We start from the raw sequence: 17,547 nt of genomic DNA on the forward strand, positions 1-17,547 counted from the left end.
CGCCAAGAACTGGGGTCGCCCCTGTCCAACCGTCCCTCTACAGACCTGTTGGAGGTCCCCCAGCATGACCCAAGCCACCGACATCCGGCGAGAGGGCAACCGGCCCTTACTGCCTCCTGATCACCTGCAGACCGCCTTGCGCCTCGCGGCTGGCGGTCTGCCCGTGCTGCCTCTGCGGGCGGGGAAGCTGCCGTTCGGGAACTGCCCCACCTGCGCCCGCAACGCATGCGGGGGCCGGCCGAACATGCGGACCCCCGGCCGCTGCGCCTGCCCCGCCCCGTGCCACGGCTGGGCCGCCGCCACCACCGACCCCCACACCCTCAACTCCCCCCAGTGGACGCGAGCATGGCGGGAAGCGGCGGCAGTCGCTTACCACCCCGGAGGCGCCGGACTCACCATCGTCGACCTCGACACCCCGGACGCCATCGACTGGGCCCGCGCCACCCTGCCTCGCACGCGGACCGTGCCAACCACGCGGGGTGAGCACTGGTTCTACCTGGGGACCATGCCGTCCGCGAACGCGGTCCGGCCCGGCGTCGACATCAAGTCCCTTATGCAGTACGCCCGTTGGCTGGCTCCCGGCGAGGGCGCCACGGCGCCTCTGCCGGACGCTGTGCGCGCCCTGGTGGTGAAGCAGGCGCCCAAGCCTTCCAGGGCGCCACAGAGCCTCACAGCGCCCGTTCCGGGCATTCGGGGCGCGTGCCCGCACCGCACACCCGCCTACCTTGCCCGTGGCCTGGCCATGGCAGAGCAGCGCATCACACAGGCGCGCAGCGAGATCCACGCGACGGTCTATCGCACGTTCCTCGCGGTGCTGTCGACGCACGGTGGGTGTGGCTGCCTGACCGAAGCGCACGTTGCCCGGCTGTTCACCGCAGCTCAGGCCAAGGGCGAATCGGCCCGGCACTGCACCGACGCGTGGACCAACGCCCGCACTGCACTGGGGATGTGACCGTGTCCGAGGACGACAAGAACCCCGCCCGTCAGGTCATCGCCGACTACGCGCACTCCCACTTCCGCTACTTCCGCACCGCCGACGGCACCGTCTACGCACAGAAGAACGGCCACCCCGTCGCCCGCCCGATCCGCTCCCAGGGCACCACCGGAAGCCACCGCCAAGAACTCATGGTCGGCCTCTTCCGCGACGGGGTCGGAGTCTTCAACGGCACCGCCTTGAAGGAGGCGTTGGACTTGATCGAAGCGCTCGCCCTGTCCGAGGAGGTGCAGCCCACATACATCCGCGTCGCCCCCGGCTACGACGGAGCGACGTGGTTGGACCTGGGCCGTGCCGACGGCCAGTCGGTGCGCATCCACCCCACCGGATGGGAGGTCAAGGTCCCGGACCCGCGTGAGGTGTCCTGGCGCCGGACACAGCTCACCGGGGAACTCCCGCTCCCTGCTCGGGACACGAACGGCAAGGGAATCGATCTCCTGCTGAGGCTGTGCAACTTCGCCACAGCGGAGACGGAGTGCCTGGCCATCGCGTGGCTGATCGGCTGTCTCGGGCCGTCCGTGCCCGTCCCGGCCCCGTTCCTCACCGGCCCCCAGGGGGCGGGCAAGTCGACGGGCGGCCGGATGCTCGTCCGGATCATCGAGGGCATGACCGGTGACCTGCGGCGGGCGCCGAAGGATGAGGAGAACCTGATTGCAGCGGTCGCGGCAGGGTGGGTGACCGCGCTGGACAACCTCTCCCACATGACCCCGGACCTGTCGGATGCGATGTGCTGCATCGTGACCGGAGCCGAGAACGTCAAGCGCGCCCTGTTCACCGACGGGGATGTCTTCCGCGTCGGCTACCGCCGCCCCCTGCTCCTCACCGGGATCGACGTCGGAGTCATCCGTCCCGACCTCGCCGAACGCCTCCTCCCGCTCCGTCTGGAACGGCCGAAGGTGCGGCGCACGGAAGCCGAACTGTGGACGGAGTACGCCGAGGTGCTGCCCGTCGTCCTCGGCTCGCTCCTGGACCTGACGGTCAAGGTCCGGGCCGTGGACGCGGAGACTCCCACCGATCTGCGGATGGCGGACTTCGCGCACCTGTGTGCCCAGCTCGACGGTGCCACCGGGTTGGGGGCGCTCGCCGCCTACCGGGCCAGTCTCGATGACCTCAACGACGACGTCATTGAGGGCGACCTGCTGGCACAGACCGTGCTCCGGCATGCCGAGACCATCGAGCCGGGCCAGGCGCAGCGGATGACGTCCACAGAGTGGCTGCACTGCCTCAGCCGCCTCTACAGCGACGAGGACATGCGCGCACTGCCCAAAGGCTGGCCCACCACAGGAAAGGTACTCTCCGACCGTCTCAAGCGGCTCCAACCCACGCTTGCCGCTCGCGGGGTCCTCGTTGACTCCGGACGCACCCGAGAGGGCCGCTATCTCGAAATGGCCCGTGCGTCCATCTCGCCGCCGCACGCGCAGGAAGCGGCGTTCTGACGCACCGGACACAAGCAAGAAGAGCACCAGCCGCGCCGGGGGTGCTCTTCTTGCTGTTCGGCGCCATGCGCCGCGCCATAGACGCGCCGCTAGCGGCTCCTTCTTCACGTCCTGAGATGCACCCGCACCACTACAGACACCCCCTCCCTTTTTCCTAAGTAGGGGAAGGCTGCGTCACCTGCGTCACCAACACCCCGCAAACGGCACGTGACCTGCGCAGACGAGCGTGACGCAGAACCCATCCGGCTGCGTCATCCTGCGTCACCTGCGTCACGGATGACGAACCGTCTGCGTCACCGATGACGCACCGCACCCCCGCTGCGTCACCCCAAACCAGCAGGTCAGAAGCCTGCGTGACGTGGGTGACGCGGTGACGCAGAAATCCGAACCTCGGACACACACGGGCGCGCGAGTCCTGAGCGCAGCCCCATTTGTAGGCCTCACCCCCAGACCGGAGGTAGCCGCGTGCTCACCCTCGTACCCAGCGAGCCGCAAGCACTGACCGTCGCTGAAGCCATGACGGCGCTGCGCCTGAGTCGCAGCAAGATTTACGACCTCATTCGTTCGAAACAGCTCCCGAGCTACACGTCCGGCCGAGCCCGCCGCATCCCGGTCGACGCCGTACGCAACTACATGCGCGACCGACTGGAGGAAGCAGCCTGATGGCCAAGCGACGCGCCAATGGCGAAGGCACGATCACCAAGCGGGCGGATGGTCGGTACCAGGCCGCCGCCTACGTCTACCGTCCCGACGGAACCCGCACCCGGAAGTTCGTCTACGGCAAGACCCGCGACGAAGTAGCCGACAAGCTCACGGAGATGCAGGAGAAGACCCGACAGGGCATCCCTGCTGCATCGTCCACGATGGCGTTCGGCGACTACCTCACGTACTGGCTCGCGACCATCGCGCCGGAGCGACTCAAGCCCTCCACACTCAACAGTTACGAGGGACTGACCCGCCTCTATATCCGGCCCGCGCTCGGCAAGAAGAAGCTGAACCGGCTGACGCCGGCGGATGTGCGCCGCTTCCTCACCGAGTTCAAGACGTCGTGCCTGTGCTGCCTCCGGGGCGCCGACAAGGAGCGCCCCGAGGACAAGCGTTCCTGCTGCGCCGTAGGCCGTTGCTGCAAGCGTCTCCCGTCGGCCCGCACCGTTCAGTACATCCACGCCGTCCTACGGTCCGCTCTCCAGCAGGCAATGCGAGAGGAACTGATCGCGCGGAATGTCGCCCGGATCGTGGAAACCCCCACCGTCACCCCCAAGGAGGTGCGTCCGCTGAACACCGCAGAAGCCCGACTCCTGCTCAAGACGGCCCAACCCCACCGTCTCTACGCCCTGTGGCTGCTGCTCGTGTCGACCGGTCTGCGTCGGGGCGAGGCGCTCGCGCTCACGTGGTCGGACGTCGACCTCACGAACGGTCAACTTCGTGTTCGCCGGAACGTGCAGCGCATCCGGCGAGAGTTGCTCTTCGGTACTCCGAAGACCATGCGGTCCGTCCGCACGGTGCCTCTGCCGAGGCACTGCGTACGGGCGCTCACGAAGCACCGTGAGCAGCAGGAGCGGGAACGCAAGGTGGCGGGGAAGAAGTGGCAGCCCGCCCCCGGGCAGCCGGACGGGCTGATCTTCACCACGGTCACCGGTCGCGTCACCGACCCCCGCGGCCTCAACCGCATGCTGACCATCCTGTGCAGGGACGCACACGTGCCGCGAGTGCGGGTCCACGACCTCCGGCACACGTGCGCCTCGCTCCTGCTCGCTCAGGGGGTCGACGCGCGCACGATCATGGAGACGCTCGGGCACAGCACGATCACAATGACGCTGGACACCTATGCGCACGTGATGGACACGACGCTGCGCGCCGCTGCCGAGCGCATGGACGATGCCCTCAAGCTCGACGAGTCCGAGGAGAAATCGGAGGGCGGGGAAGAACCGGCCATCGACGAGTAGGCGCCGTTTCCGACCGCGTTGATGTCAGCCGTTGATGTCAAAGGCCCCTTGGGATGATCCCAAGGGGCCTTTGACCTGTGTGCACTCGGCAGGATTCGAACCTGCAACCTTCTGATCCGTAGTCAGATGCTCTATCCGTTAAGCTACGAGTGCTTGTTTTGTTTTCCCGCCGTTCCTTGCCCTTCCGGGCCGCTCGCGGCGACAGGAAGAACATTACATGACTGCCGCCGCCATGTGAAATCCGTTTGCCGTACCCGTTGTGAGCTGCGGAAACGGCCTGAGAAGGCCCTCGTGGCAACGACGAAGCCCCGGCCGAAAGACCGGGGCTTCGTGATCAAGCGCGGAGGCGGAGGGATTTGAACCCTCGATGGGATTTAAGTCCCAAACCGCATTAGCAGTGCGGCGCCATAGACCGGACTAGGCGACGCCTCCAGCACAGCCGCCCGCGCGAGCGCGAGTGGTGCGTGCAGATGATGACACAGTCGAGCGCGCTGTCACCAATCGCCTCCCACGGTACTAGGCAGGCGGGCCGCAGGGCAAAGCCCTGCCGACGGTGCGGGAGGCGTGGCGCAACCGGGCGGGGCGGGGCGCGTTAGTCAGGTCATGCTCCAGTCCGCCCGGCTAGCCCGGCTTCTCGTCCTCGGCGCCTCCACTCTCGTCGCCGCCGGTTCCGTCACCGCCGTACCCGCCTCCGCCCACACCCGCACGCCCCCGCCCGTCCGCGACGACGACCAAGTCGGCGACCACCTCACCGTCACCGTGCGGAACGCGGGCGGCGGCAGGGACGGGACCTTCGAGCTGTACTGCCATCCCGGCGGCGGCACCCACCCCGACGCCGGCAGCGCGTGCGCCGCGCTCGACCGGGGTGCGCGCTGGGGCAAGGACACCTTCGCCCCCGTACCGGAGCGGAGCCTTTGCACCATGCAGTACGGCGGTCCGGCCACCGCTCATGTGACCGGGACCTGGGCCGGGCGGCCCGTCGACGCGCGGTACGACCGGAGCGACGGCTGCCAGATCGGACGCTGGGACCGGCTCGTTCCCGTGCTGCCCGACATGGGCCGGTAGGCAGGCAGTACCTCGCACAGGCATTTCATGGCGGAAACAGGGCGTCCGGAAAAGTCCTGCGAAAGTCCCACGGAGTTCTCGCGGAGGAGAAGCAGGTGGTCGCGCGTGCGGTCACACGTTCTACGTCACTTCGTCGTGCGACCTCCCTCTCATCCGGCGCCCCCGGCACAACCGGTGCCCTTAGACTCCCTCGCGTGACACGCCGCGGGCCGGTTGGCAAGATGGCCCGAACGGTCGGCAAGGTGCGGTAACAGGGAGGAAGCGTCTCGTGAGCAGCAGGCCATCCCGAGGCGCTGCTCGCCTCGCAGCCATACTCGACGCGCTGCCCGACGCGTTGGTCCTGGTCAACGCCAACGGGACCGTCGTGAACGCCAACACCATCGCCCTCGAGGCCTTCGAGTCGCCGGGTACGGCTCTGGTCGGGCGCGGGCTGCTCGATCTGCTGCCCGAGTTCGACTCCAAGCTGATCCCGGGGTCGATGCGGCGGCCGGACCACATGGATCCGCGGGGGCAGACCAAGCCGACGCGGATGATCGCGCGCCGCACCGACGGGGCCGAGTTCCCGGTCGAGGTCACGAGCGCCAACCTCGAGAACGGCCAGCAGGCCTACGACAACTACGGCTACGGCGGCGACGAGCTGCTGATGCTCGTCGTACGGGACCTCACCGGGACCGTCGACACCGAGGCCGAGCTCGCGCGTTCGCAGCGGCAGACCGAGATGATCCTGCGGGCCGCGTCCGAGGGCGTCGTCGGTACCGACACCGACGGGCGGATCGTGCTCGTCAACCCGGCCGCCGCCCAGATACTGGGGTACCGGGCCAGCGACCTCGGCGGCCGCGAGCTGCACGAACTCATGCTGCACTCCCGCGCGGACGGCACCCCGTTCCCGTACGAGGAGTCCCCGCTCGCCGACACCCTGCGCTCCGGGCGCAAGCACCGGGTGCGCGGGCAGGTGGTGTGGTCGAAGAAGGGCGACAAGGTCTCCGTCGACCTGACGACCGCGCCGGTGCGCGACGGTGACCAGCTCGTCGGCGCCGTCATGACCTTCACCGACCGGCGGCCCTACGACCAGCTCGCCGAGGAGAAGGACGCCGCCGAGCAGCGGCACGCGCAGGAGCTGGAGCGGCTCGCCGAGAAGCACGCCTCCGAGCTGACCGCGCTGCGCCAGAAGCACATCACCGAGGTCGAGGAGCTCCAGGAGCAGCACGAGGAGGAACTCGCCGCGGGTGAGGAGCGGTACGCCTCCCTCGGGGAGCGGGCGAAGGACCGCTACGAGGCGCTCGCCGGACGCCACGAGCAGCTCCTCACCCTGCTCGGGGCCTCCCTGCGCGGGCCCCTCGACGAGCTGCGCCGCGAGCTGGCGGCGCTGGCCGCGGACGACGCCGGGCAGCTGTGGCCCGAGGCCAACCAGGTGCTGCACCATCTGTCCGCCGGGTACTCGCGGATCACCCAGCTCATCGACAACGTCCTCGCCTACCAGCGCCTCGACACCGGCACCGACGGCATCACACGGACCAAAGTGATGCTCGACGCCGTCGTCGCGGCGGGTGTCGACGGGGCCGTGGAGCTCATCGGGCCGGGGCGCGTGCAGTTCGCCGTGCACGCCCCGCCCATCGAGGCCGAGGTCGACCCGCAGCTCCTCGCCCGGGCCCTCGCCCACCTCGTCGCGGACGTGGCCGGTGTCGACGCGACCGGCAACGCGCCCGTGTCGGCGGGCGGTTACATGGACAACACCGTCGTCGTGGCGGCGGCACAGCGCGGCGAGGTCGTACGCATCGAGGTGCGCGGGCCGTACGCCGGGGGAGACCCGGTGCACGAGCCGATCGTGCGCGGGATCGTGCGCGCCCACGGTGGTGTGCTGCAGACGCATGACGTGCCGGGCATGAGCGGGAGCGCCTACGTCCTCGAAGTGCCCATCGGCGGTGGGGCGGGGGCCGTCGCGGCCGTCGGTCCGGCCGCGATCGAGCCGCCTGCCGGGACCGATGGCGGGGGCGGGCGGCGCAGGGCGCGACGGTCGTCCGTCGACGCGTTCCTGGAGAGCGATGCGCCGGAGGCTTCCGGCGTCGGCGCGGACGCCGACTCCGACGGGGCCGAGGGCACGCCCACCGGGCGCCGCAGAAGGCGTACGGAGCAGGCTCCGGCCCTTCCCGCGCCGGCCTCGGGCGTGGAGTCCGGGTCCGGTGGTACCGGTCGGCGGCGGGGCAGGCCGGCCGAGGGCGCCGGTGAGGACGTGGCCGACGGGGTCGACGCGGGCGTGTCCGAGGGTGCCGTCGTCACGGCCGCCGAGTACGCCGCGGGGACCGCGGCCGTGGGAAGTGGGCTGGGCGGGACCGTGCCGCCGCAGGGTGTGCCCGCGCCCGCGGAGGGCCGCCGCGCTCTGCAGGAAGCGGGCCCGGGCTCCGGCTCCGGCGAGCAGCACGCGCTGCCGGCGCTGCCCGCCGTCGCGTCCCCCGAGCCCGCGGAGGGCGGTAACCAGCCGACCGGACGTCGGCGCCGCGCCCTGGCCGCAGCGAACGAGCGGGCCGCCGCGCAGGAAGCCGCGCCCCGCGCGGTGTTCGCCCTGCCGCCCGCGGACGCGGACCGGGCCGAGGACACCCCGGACGGGCCGAGCGGCGCGCAACAGCCGGCGGCCGCGGCCGGGCAGGGACACGTTCCGGGGCAGGCACACGTCCCCGGTCAGGCCCACGTTCCCGGGCAGGCGCAGGGCGGTGTGCCGCCGCAGGCACCTGGCGTCCAGGGCGCCGTTCCCGGGCAGTTGCCGGGTCAGATCGCCGTACCCGCACAGGTGCCGGTCCAGGCCGGTCTTGCCGGGCAGGCGCCCGGTGCGGCCGCCGTACCCGCGCAGGTGCCGGGCGCTCAGGTCGCCGTCCATGTCCCCGGGCAGGCCGCTCCCGCCGCCGGGCTCGTCGACGACGGTCGGCACGACGCCGTGCCGCACGACCAGTCCGGCGACCACACCCCGCCGCAGCCGCACCCCGCGTCCGCGCCCACGGGCCGGCGCCGACGGGCCATGGGTACGCCCGCGGAGGCCGGTGGGACGCCCGCGCAGGGGGTTCCGGCGCAGCAGCAGGGGGTCATGGCACCGCAGGCGACCACCGGGCAGCAGACCGCTCAGCCGGTCCCCGCCCAGGCCGCCCGGCCCGCCGCCGTACCCGCGCAGAACGCCAGCGGTCAGACCGCGCTGCCCGCGCAGGCACCCCCCGTCCAGGCACCCTCCGGACACACCCTGGCCGGTCAGCCGCTCCCCGCCGAGGCCGCTCCCGGTCAGGCGCCCCAGGCTGCCCCGGCTCCCCAGCCGTGGCCCGCCGACGACAACGCCGTAGCGGCGAACGCCCCGCAGCCCGTGCCGTCCGCCGGCACCCCGGCCCCCGGCACCACGCTGCCCCCCGAGGCGGCCGCGCAGGCCCGCCCGGCGCAGCCGCTGCCCGCGGAGGCCGCGCCGCCCGTCGACCCGAACTCGACGCAGGGGCGGGCGATCAGCGTGCGGACGCTGGGGCAGGGCGTGCCGTTCACCCGGCAGGCGGCCCATGTGCAGCAGCCGACGTCGACGCCCGCACCGCACCAGCCCGGCGGTTCCGGCCGTCGCCGCAAGCTCGGTACCCCGCCCGACCCGGCCGCCGGGCGCCCGCATCCGACGGCCGAGCAGGCCCCGGCGCAGCCCCAGCCGTCGTTGGCCGGGCAGGCGTCCGCGCAGGCCCAGCCCTCGCTGGCCGGGCAGTCCCGGCTGGCGCAGATGACCGAGGGCACCGGACGGTCGTACGCCATAGGCGCACCGGACGAGAACGCCGCCGAGGGTCCCGAGCCGCTGGACGGCCCCGGTGGGGCCGTCGAGATCGCGGACACCCCGCGGCCACAGCCCATGGACGACGAACTGCCCCCGGAGCCGCTGGACAACCCGCGCCGGCTGCTGGTGTGGCCCGCGCCGGACGTCACCACGCAGCAGGCGCTCAGCGACCGCGGCTACCGGCCCGTCATCGTGCACTCGCGCGAGGAGGTCGACGCGCAGATCGCCGCGTTCCCGGCCGCGCTGTTCGTGGACCCGCTGACCGGGCCGATCACCCGGACCGCGCTGCAGTCGCTGCGGCAGGCCGCGGTGGCCGCCTCGGTGCCGGTGATGGTGACCGCGGGGCTCGGACAGGCGACGCGCGAGGCGGCGTACGGCGCCGACCCCGCCGTACTGCTGAAGGCCCTGGCCCCGCGCGACAGCGAGCAGCACCCGCCGCGCGTGCTGCTGATCGAGGAACACGCGGAGATCGCGCTGGCGCTGACCGCGACGCTGGAACGGCGCGGGATGCAGGTGGCGCGGGCCGCGAGCGACGCGGACGCGGTGGCGCTGGCGGGGCAGTTCCGGCCGAACCTGGTCGTGATGGATCTGCACCAGGTGCACCGCCGCCAGGCCGGCATCGTCGACTGGCTCCGCGCGAACGGGCAGCTCAACCGCACCCCGCTCGTCGTCTACACCGCCGCCGTCGACCAGGCGGACCTGCCGCGGCTGGCGTCCGGCGAGACGGTGCTGTTCCTGGCGGAGCGGTCCACCAGTGGTGAGGTGCAGTCGCGGATCGTGGATCTGCTGGCACGGATCGGCACGAACTAGGGCTCCGAAAAGCCGTACGCCGGGCGGGACTTGGGTGTCCTGCCCGGCGTACGGCTTTTTTACGATTCCTCGTACGGGTCAGAGCTTGGTCACGTCGAGCTCGCCGGCCGCGTACTGCTTCCTGATGACCTTCTTGTCGAACTTGCCGACGCTCGTCTTCGGCACCGACTCGATGATCGTCCAGCGCTCCGGGAGCTGCCACTTGGCGATGTGGCCCTCCTCGGCGAGGAAGGCGCGCAGGGACTGGAAGTCGGCGGTGGAGCCCTCGCGCAGGACGACCGTGGCCAGCGGGCGCTCGCCCCACTTGTCGTCGGGGACGGCGACGACGGCCGCCTCGGTGACGTCGGGGTGGGACATCAGGGCGTTCTCCAGCTCCACCGAGGAGATCCACTCGCCGCCGGACTTGATGACGTCCTTGGCGCGGTCGGTGAGGGTGAGGAAGCCGTCGGCGGAGATGGTGCCGACGTCGCCGGTCTTCAGCCAGCCGTCCTCGCTGAACTTGTCGGCGGGGCGCAGCGCTTCGGCGTCCGGGCCGTTGTAGTAGGCGCCGGCGATCCAGGGGCCGCGGACCTCCAGCTCGCCCGCGGACTCGCCGTCCCAGGGCAGGCGCTCGCCGCCGGGGCCGGTGAGGCGGGCCTCGACGCTGGTCGGGAAACGGCCCTGGGTGAGGCGGTACGCGAACTCCTCCTCGGTGCCCACTACATGGGCCGGCGGACGGGCGATGGTGCCGAGCGGGGAGGTCTCGGTCATGCCCCAGGCGTGGCAGACCCGCATGCCCAGCTTGTCGAAGGCCTCCATGAGGGAGGGCGGACAGGCGGAGCCGCCGATGGTGACCTGCCCGAGGGAGGAGACGTCGCGCGGCTTGGCGGTCAGTTCGGCGAGCAGGCCCTGCCAGATGGTGGGGACGGCGGCCGCGTGGGTCGGCTTCTCGCTCTCGATCATCTCGGCGAGCGGCGCGGGCTGCAGGAAGCGGTCGGGCATCAGCAGGTTCACACCGGTCATGAACGTCGCGTGCGGCAGGCCCCAGGCGTTGACGTGGAACTGCGGCACCACCACCAGCGAGGTGTCCTGGTCGGTCAGGCCCATCGACTGCGCCATGTTGACCTGCATGGAGTGCAGATAGATCGAACGGTGGCTGTACACCACGCCCTTGGGGTCGCCCGTCGTGCCGGACGTGTAGCACATCGCGGCGGCCTGACGCTCGTCCAGCTCGGGCCAGTCGTACGCGGTCGGCTTCCCGGCGATCAGGTCCTCGTACTCGTGCACCTGGACGTCGGCGGCCGCGAGGCCGGAGCGGTCGCCCGGGCCGGACACCACCACGTGCTCGACCGTCTTGAGGTGCGGCAGCAGCGGGACGAGCAGCGGCAGCAGCGAACCGTTGGCGATCACGACCCGGTCGGCCGCGTGGTTGACGATCCACGCCAGCTGCTCGGCCGGGAGCCGGAGGTTCAGCGTGTGCAGGATCGCGCCCATGGACGGGATCGCGAAGTAGGCTTCGACGTGCTCGGAGTTGTTCCACATCAGGGTCGCGACCCGCTCGTCGTCCGCGACGCCGAGGTCCTCGCGCAGCGCGTGCGCCAGCTGTGCGGCACGGGCGCCGATGTCGGCGAAGGAACGCCGGTGCGGCTCGCCCTCACCGGTCCAGGTGGTCACCTGCGATGTGCCGTGGATCGTGGACCCGTGGGCCAGGATCCTCGAGATCAGCAGCGGTACGTCCTGCATCGTGCTCAGCACGGCGTCCTCCCGGGGCGACATTGCCTACGCGGTGGTAAGGGCTGGGGCTGATTCTGCTCACATACCACGCGGTATGTCACTAGGCAGCGGTGATCGATCACGTCACGTTGCGTTCACAGTGCTGTGCGGCTAACGGGGAGACCTCACTGCCGTTCTCAGGGCCGGAGGAGGATCTCCCGTCGCTCGGCTAACAGTTGACGCAACGGCTGGTGACGGTCGCCCGGGTACTTCGGCCGGACGAGCCGGACGAGGGCCGGCACCGGATAGCCGGAACGGCCGGAACGGCTGTGACCGCCCCCGCGGTCCGGGCCCGGATTCGCCCCCGCGGTCCAGGTCGGCGCGGTCGAAGCAGTTTGCCGTGCCCGGGGCGCCTCCCTGGCGGGGCCAGGCCCGAACCGTGCGAGGCAGCCGCCCGCTCCAGCGCCGCGCACACGCGACGGGGGTAGCCGCCCTAGCGGGCCAGCCCCAGCTCCGGGTCCTCCCGCAGCTTGCCCAGCGCCCGGGACACCGCCGACTTCACCGTGCCCACCGACACCCCGAGCACCTCGGCCGTCTGGACCTCGCTCAGATCCTCGTAGTACCTGAGGACGACCATCGCCCGCTGCCGGGCCGGCAGCTTCGTGATCGCCCGCCACATCGCGTCGTGCAGCGCCTGCTGCTCGGCCGGGTCGTCCCCGCCGGGCGTCAGCTCGGGCTCCGGGATCTCGTCGGTCGCGAACTCGTCCACCTTGCGCTTGCGCCACTGCGATGTACGCGTGTTGAGCAGCGCCCGACGCACATAACCGTCCAGCGCCCGGTGGTCCTCGATCCGCTCCCAGGCCACATAGGTCTTGGCGAGCGCGGTCTGCAGCAGGTCCTCCGCGTCGCACGGGTTCGCGGTCAGCGACCGGGCGGTACGCAGCAGCACCGGCTGGCGGGCCTTCACATACGACGAGAAGGAGGGGTACGTCGCGTGCGGGCGGGTCAGCCTCGCCGGTACCGCGACGTCCGATGCGCTGGTGCAGACGGGTGTGGTCATGGCTCCACGCTAGGAGCGAGGAGGCCTCCCGCTCATCGGCCGCAGGTCCCGAAGCCGCCTCCGCCTCAGGTTGTAGGGGTGGGGGTGGCTCCACCTCCTGTGGGTGGACGAGGGGGTGGGGACTACTGCGGGACGACCCCTGAGAGGTACACCCGTCCTCGCAGACGGGCCCGCCTTCCGAGGGTTCAGCCGTCCCCGGAGAGCACCAGCCCCGAGGTGGGCACTCCCGTCCCCGCCGTGACCAGGACCCGGTCCGCGCCGGATATCCGGTTCACCGCCGTTCCCCGTATCTGACGTACTCCCTCCGCGATCCCGTTCATCCCGTGCAGATACGCCTCCCCCAGCTGTCCTCCGTGTGTGTTCAGCGGCAACCGCTCCCCGGCCACGAAGTCCGCCGCCTCCCCCTTCCCGCAGAACCCGAACTCCTCCAGCTGCATCAGCACGAACGGCGTGAAGTGGTCGTACAGGATCCCCACGTCGATGTCGGCCGGCGTGAGCCCCGAGGTGCGCCACAACTGGCGGGCCACGACCCCCATCTCCGGCAGGCCCGTCAGGTCGTCGCGGTAGAAGCTGGTCATCTGCTCCTGGGCCCGACCCGCTCCCTGGGCAGCCGCGGCCACGACCGCCGGCGCGTTCGGCAGATCACGTGCCCGCTCCAGGGACGTGACGACGAGGGCCTGGGCGCCGTCCGTCTCCTGGCAGCAGTCGAGCAGACGGAGCGGCTCGACGATCCAGCGTGAGGCGGCGTGGTCGGCGAGGGTGATCGGACGGTCGTGGAAGTACGCCGCCGGGTTGGTCGCCGCGTGTCTGCGGGCGGTCACGGCCACCTGCCCGAAGGCTTCCGGGGTCAGACCATAGGTGTGCAGATAACGCTGGGCCGCCATCGCCACCCAGGACGCCGGGGTGAGCAGCCCGAACGGCAGGGACCACCCGAGCGCGACCCCCTCCGCCGAGGGCTCCCGGTGCTGCACCCCCGAGCCGAAGCGACGCCCCGACCGTTCGTTGAAGGCGCGGTAGCAGACCACCACCTCGGCCACGCCCGTCGCCACCGCCAGCGCCGCCTGCTGGACCGTCGCACAGGCCGCTCCGCCGCCGTAGTGGACGCGGGAGAAGAAGGACAGCTCACCCATCCCGCAGGCCTGGGCCACGGTGATCTCCGGGTTGGTGTCCATCGTGAACGTCACCATCCCGTCCACGTCGGCCGGCGTCAGCCCCGCGTCGTCCAGCGCGGCCCGCACCGCCTCCACGGCGAGCTTCAGCTCACTGCGGCCCGAGTCCTTGGAGAACTCGGTGGCACCGATGCCGACGATCGCCGACCGCCCGCCGAGGGTGTCCCGGGTACGGACGCTCATCGGGCACCTCCTGGGGCCGTCCCCGAGGCCGTCTCCGAGGCCGTCCCCGAGCGCGTCTGCGGCGGCACAACCTGCGGCGCGTCCGGCGGGACGGTGACGGTCACCGTGCCGGTGACATGTCTGCCGACGCCGTTCTCCCCAACCACGCGGACGGTCGCGGTGTCGCCTTCGACCTCCTCGACCGTGCCCGTCAACACCATGGTGTCTCCCGGGTAGTTGGGGGCGCCCAGACGGATCGCGACGCGGCGGAGCTCGGCCGTGGGACCGAAATGGTCCGTGATGTAGCGGCCGACGATGCCGTTGGTCGTCAGGATGTTCATGAAGATGTCGGGGGAGCCCTTCTGCCGGGCCGACTCCGCGTCGTGGTGGACGTCCTGGTAGTCGCGGGAGGCGACGGCGCCGGCGACGATCAGCGTGCGGGTGACCGGGATCTCCAGCGAGGGGAGCTGCTCACCGACGTGCATGGGACTCCTCCTCGTGCGACCCCTTCCCGTACAGGCCTTCCTCGGCCCGGAAGACCGGGAGCACCAACTCCTCGTCGTACTCCTTGAATTCGAGCCGCACGGGCATGCCGATCCGCACCTTGTCGTACGGCACCCCGGTCACATTGCTGATCATGCGCACGCCTTCCGTGAGCTCTATCAGGCCGACCGCGTACGGAGGGTCGAAGGCCGGGAAGGGCGGGTGGTGCATGACGACGTACGAATGGACCGTGCCGGTGCCGCTCGCCTCGACGGTGTCCCACTCCGGGTGTCCGCAGGTGTTGCAGCCGGGCAGCCAGGGGTGGCGCAGGGTGCCGCAGGCGGTGCAGCGCTGGATGAGGAGGCGGTGTTCGCGGACGCCTTCCCAGAAGCCGGCGTTGTCGCGGTTGATGACGGGGCGGGGGCGGCGGGGTGTCTGGTCCGGCTGCCGCTGTCGCGCGGACGCGGGGGCGTATTTGAGGATGCGGAAGCGGTGGGTGCCGGCGAGGTCGGGGCCGACGCGGATGTCCATACGGGTCGTGACGAAGTGACCCGTGCCGAGCTTCGTCGTCTTGCGGGGCGACACCGACTCGATCACCGCGTCGAAGGTGATCTCGTCGCCGGGGCGCAGGGGGCGGATGTACTCCTGCTCGCAGTCGGTGGCGACGACCGAGGTGCAGCCCACCTCGTCGAGGAGGGTGAGCAGTTCGTCGTAGGCCGACGAACGGTCCGTATGTCCGGAGAGGCCGCCCATCGTCCAGGCCTGGAGCATGGTGGGCGGGGCGATGGCGTCCGGGCCGGAGTAGGCCGGGTTGGTGTCGCCCATGGCCTCGCACCAGTGCCTGATCATGGGCGCGTTGACGGGGTCCTTGCCGGCGCCGGAGACGGCGGCGGGCCGGCCCTCGTACGTCTTCAGTCGCTGCTCCAGTTCGTCGGCCATGGCCTCCCCCTCGTCCTCGTGGTCCCGTTCGTCCCGCCCGTTTCGTATCGACACTTCTGGTACACCGCTGCCGCCGCCGGGGTTCCCACCAATCCGACGAAGATTTCTGACTGTCCGTCAGATAACGTGCACTGTCAAGGCGGATGGTCACGGGCCCGGACGGAGTGATCAGGTCCCGGCCGGAGCTGGCAGGTCCGGCCGTAGTCGACAGGTCCGGCCAGGGTTGGGAGCCCCGGCCGAAATCGCAGGCCCGCCCCCGGCATCCGCGGCCAGGCCCACCCCCGGCATCCGTGGCCGTACGCACAAACGCCTGCGCGGCGATGTCGAAGCACCGCCGCGCAGACGCGTCACACCCCATGAAGCACACCTGGTCGGAGACCGGGGCCACCGCCTGGGCGGCGGCTCCTCAGCTCACCACCACAGCGGGGTGAAGTTGATGGACGTGTTGTCGTTGCCCTGATTGATGGCCGTGAACGCGGAGCCGTTGACCTGCGCGGTGTTGCTCTGGTTCGAGGCACCGGAGCCCACCGCGTTCTGCTGCGTGGTGGACGAGTTGCCGTTGTTGGTGCCACCGACACCGCTGCCGACGATGCTCGCGACACCCGCGTTCGATCCGTCGTCCGCGAAGCCACCGTTGTCCGCCGTCGCGACGCCGGTGAAGAGCGCGGCGGCGAGCGGAAGGGCGGAGACGGCGGCGATGAGGCGGGCGGTACGGATGCTTGCCATGTTCTTCCTCCAGAACCCGGCTTCATAGCCGGAAGTACGTCAAGTAGAGCTTTTTCCCGGGCAGTTGGCCGACCGCCTCGGAGTCGATCACGACGTCGCGAGATCAGAGTTGCCCACCGAATCCCCGGCGAACCAGCCCGGAAGCGACCATTCCCCCTGAAGCGTGAGGACAAGTTGATAAACCCCTTTCACGACCTTGAGCATCAGGTCAGGGTGATTCGGGCAGACCCATCCCAAGCGCCGCAAGAGGGGAAGCGTTCCGGCGCTTTTCCGGCCAACCCACCCCGCTCGGCGAGTCGCCCTGGAATACGCTTCCCTTTCTCGAACAGGTGTACGAAAATAGAGTCATGGCCACCACAGACCGGCAGGCCACGACGCTGGCCCTCGCCCACGCCCTGTCAGCCGCCGAACGCGGCCTGGCCGTCATCCCCCTGTCCCGTTCGAAACTCCCGGCCCTGCGCTCCCCGCACCGCGACGACCCCGAGGCCCCGCCCTGCCACGGCGAGTGCGGCCGCTTCGGCCACGGGGTCTACGACGCCGCCACCGACCCGAACCGCATCCGCGAACTGTTCGCCGCGGCCCCCTGGGCGACGGGCTACGGCATCGCCTGCGGCCTCCCGCCCCACCACCTGATCGGCATCGACCTCGACACGAAATCGGACACGGACTCCTCGGCGGCCCTGCGCGAGCTGGCCCTGCGCCACCTGTTCACGATCCCCGCCACGGTCGTCGTCCTGACCCCCAGCGGCGGCCGCCACCTCTGGCTGAGCGGCCCACCCGACGTCGTCGTGCCCAACTCGGCCGGCCGCCTGGCCCCCGGCATCGACATCCGGGGCGCCGGCGGCTACCTCGTAGGCCCCGGCTCCCGCACCGACCACGGCGTGTACGCGACGGCCCCCGGTACGGCCCATCTGGCCCCCGCCGCCTGCCCGCCCGCCCTGCTGCGCCTCCTGCTGCCCCCGCCCCGCACCCACCACCCCACGCCCCCGTCGGCGGGCGACCACGGTCAGGGCCTGGTCCAGTTCGTCCTCGCCGCGCACGAGGGACAGCGCAACACCCGCCTGTTCTGGGCGGCCTGCCGTGCCTACGAGGACGGCATCGGCCCCGCCCTCGTCGATCCCCTGGTCGACGCGGCCCTCAACACCGGCCTCACCGAACGCGAGGCCCGCGCGACGATCGCGTCGGCGGCACGCATGACGGGGCACCGGCCGTAAGGCATGTACGAACCGGCGTCGGCCATGAAATTCACGGGAGCTCGATGCACCACCGCCCTAGAGTGCC

At 71.1% G+C, this 17,547-nt stretch carries 13 protein-coding genes and 2 tRNA genes; 7 read left to right on the forward strand and 8 right to left on the reverse strand.

Translation table 11 applies throughout. The annotated features are described in order from the left end of the window. The first annotated feature begins 64 nt into the window (after nt 1–64). From OG381_RS23555 to OG381_RS23570, 4 genes are all read left to right on the forward strand, one after another. Entirely contained in the window at nt 65–952 is an 888-nt protein-coding gene (locus tag OG381_RS23555; protein ID WP_327718050.1) for a bifunctional DNA primase/polymerase, read from the forward strand. Nucleotides 953–954: 2 nt separating this feature from the next. Then, the gene (locus OG381_RS23560) at nt 955–2,430 is read left to right on the forward strand and encodes an ATP-binding protein (RefSeq protein WP_327722537.1); all 1,476 of its coding nucleotides are present in this window, start codon (nt 955–957) and stop codon (nt 2,428–2,430) included. Nucleotides 2,431–2,895: 465 nt separating this feature from the next. Further along, a complete protein-coding gene (locus tag OG381_RS23565) occupies nt 2,896–3,093 on the forward strand; it encodes a helix-turn-helix domain-containing protein (protein WP_266890266.1) in 198 nt (65 codons plus the stop codon). Beyond that, the gene (locus OG381_RS23570) at nt 3,093–4,376 is read left to right on the forward strand and encodes a tyrosine-type recombinase/integrase (protein ID WP_327718051.1); all 1,284 of its coding nucleotides are present in this window, start codon (nt 3,093–3,095) and stop codon (nt 4,374–4,376) included. The genes OG381_RS23565 and OG381_RS23570 overlap by 1 nt, the downstream gene beginning before the upstream one ends. An 80-nt stretch (nt 4,377–4,456) precedes the next feature. Here OG381_RS23570 and OG381_RS23575 read toward each other — a convergent pair. Further along, nucleotides 4,457–4,529: transfer RNA gene (locus tag OG381_RS23575), tRNA-Arg, on the reverse strand. 188 nt (nt 4,530–4,717) lie between these two features. Then, nucleotides 4,718–4,808 (reverse strand) — tRNA-Ser (locus tag OG381_RS23580). A 171-nt stretch (nt 4,809–4,979) separates the two neighbouring features. On the opposite strand from OG381_RS23580, the gene OG381_RS23585 reads away from it, so the two are divergent. Both OG381_RS23585 and OG381_RS23590 read left to right on the forward strand, forming a co-directional pair. Further along, on the forward strand, nt 4,980–5,441 hold the full coding sequence (locus OG381_RS23585) for an SSI family serine proteinase inhibitor (RefSeq protein ID WP_327718052.1): 462 nt from the start codon (nt 4,980–4,982) through the stop codon (nt 5,439–5,441). A gap of 268 nt (nt 5,442–5,709) precedes the next feature. Continuing rightward, the gene (locus OG381_RS23590) at nt 5,710–10,035 is read left to right on the forward strand and encodes a response regulator (protein ID WP_327718053.1); all 4,326 of its coding nucleotides are present in this window, start codon (nt 5,710–5,712) and stop codon (nt 10,033–10,035) included. 78 nt (nt 10,036–10,113) lie between these two features. Here the strand turns inward: OG381_RS23590 and OG381_RS23595 are convergent, their stop codons facing one another. The 6 genes from OG381_RS23595 to OG381_RS23620 form a co-directional block, all read right to left on the reverse strand. Continuing rightward, nucleotides 10,114–11,790: a long-chain fatty acid--CoA ligase gene (locus OG381_RS23595; protein ID WP_327718054.1), complete on the reverse strand. Its 1,677-nt coding sequence runs from the start codon at nt 11,788–11,790 to the stop codon at nt 10,114–10,116. A gap of 430 nt (nt 11,791–12,220) precedes the next feature. After that, the gene (locus OG381_RS23600; protein WP_327718055.1) at nt 12,221–12,787 is read right to left on the reverse strand and encodes a SigE family RNA polymerase sigma factor; all 567 of its coding nucleotides are present in this window, start codon (nt 12,785–12,787) and stop codon (nt 12,221–12,223) included. Nucleotides 12,788–12,972: 185 nt separating this feature from the next. Further along, a complete protein-coding gene (locus OG381_RS23605; RefSeq protein WP_327718056.1) occupies nt 12,973–14,139 on the reverse strand; it encodes a lipid-transfer protein in 1,167 nt (388 codons plus the stop codon). Beyond that, nucleotides 14,136–14,603, reverse strand: coding sequence for a MaoC/PaaZ C-terminal domain-containing protein (locus OG381_RS23610; RefSeq protein WP_327718057.1), 468 nt, complete (start codon nt 14,601–14,603; stop codon nt 14,136–14,138). The genes OG381_RS23605 and OG381_RS23610 overlap by 4 nt, the downstream gene beginning before the upstream one ends. Next, nucleotides 14,590–15,540, reverse strand: a complete 951-nt coding sequence (locus OG381_RS23615) for a bifunctional MaoC family dehydratase N-terminal/OB-fold nucleic acid binding domain-containing protein (RefSeq protein ID WP_327722538.1) — start codon at nt 15,538–15,540, stop codon at nt 14,590–14,592. The genes OG381_RS23610 and OG381_RS23615 overlap by 14 nt, the downstream gene beginning before the upstream one ends. A gap of 411 nt (nt 15,541–15,951) precedes the next feature. After that, nucleotides 15,952–16,266: a hypothetical protein gene (locus OG381_RS23620; RefSeq protein WP_327718058.1), complete on the reverse strand. Its 315-nt coding sequence runs from the start codon at nt 16,264–16,266 to the stop codon at nt 15,952–15,954. Between the two features lie 347 nt (nt 16,267–16,613). On the opposite strand from OG381_RS23620, the gene OG381_RS23625 reads away from it, so the two are divergent. Then, a complete protein-coding gene (locus tag OG381_RS23625; protein WP_327718059.1) occupies nt 16,614–17,480 on the forward strand; it encodes a bifunctional DNA primase/polymerase in 867 nt (288 codons plus the stop codon). Nucleotides 17,481–17,547 lie beyond the last annotated feature (67 nt).

It is taken from the genome of Streptomyces sp. NBC_00490, assembly GCF_036013645.1.
Classification (GTDB): Bacteria; Actinomycetota; Actinomycetes; order Streptomycetales; family Streptomycetaceae; genus Streptomyces; species Streptomyces canus_F.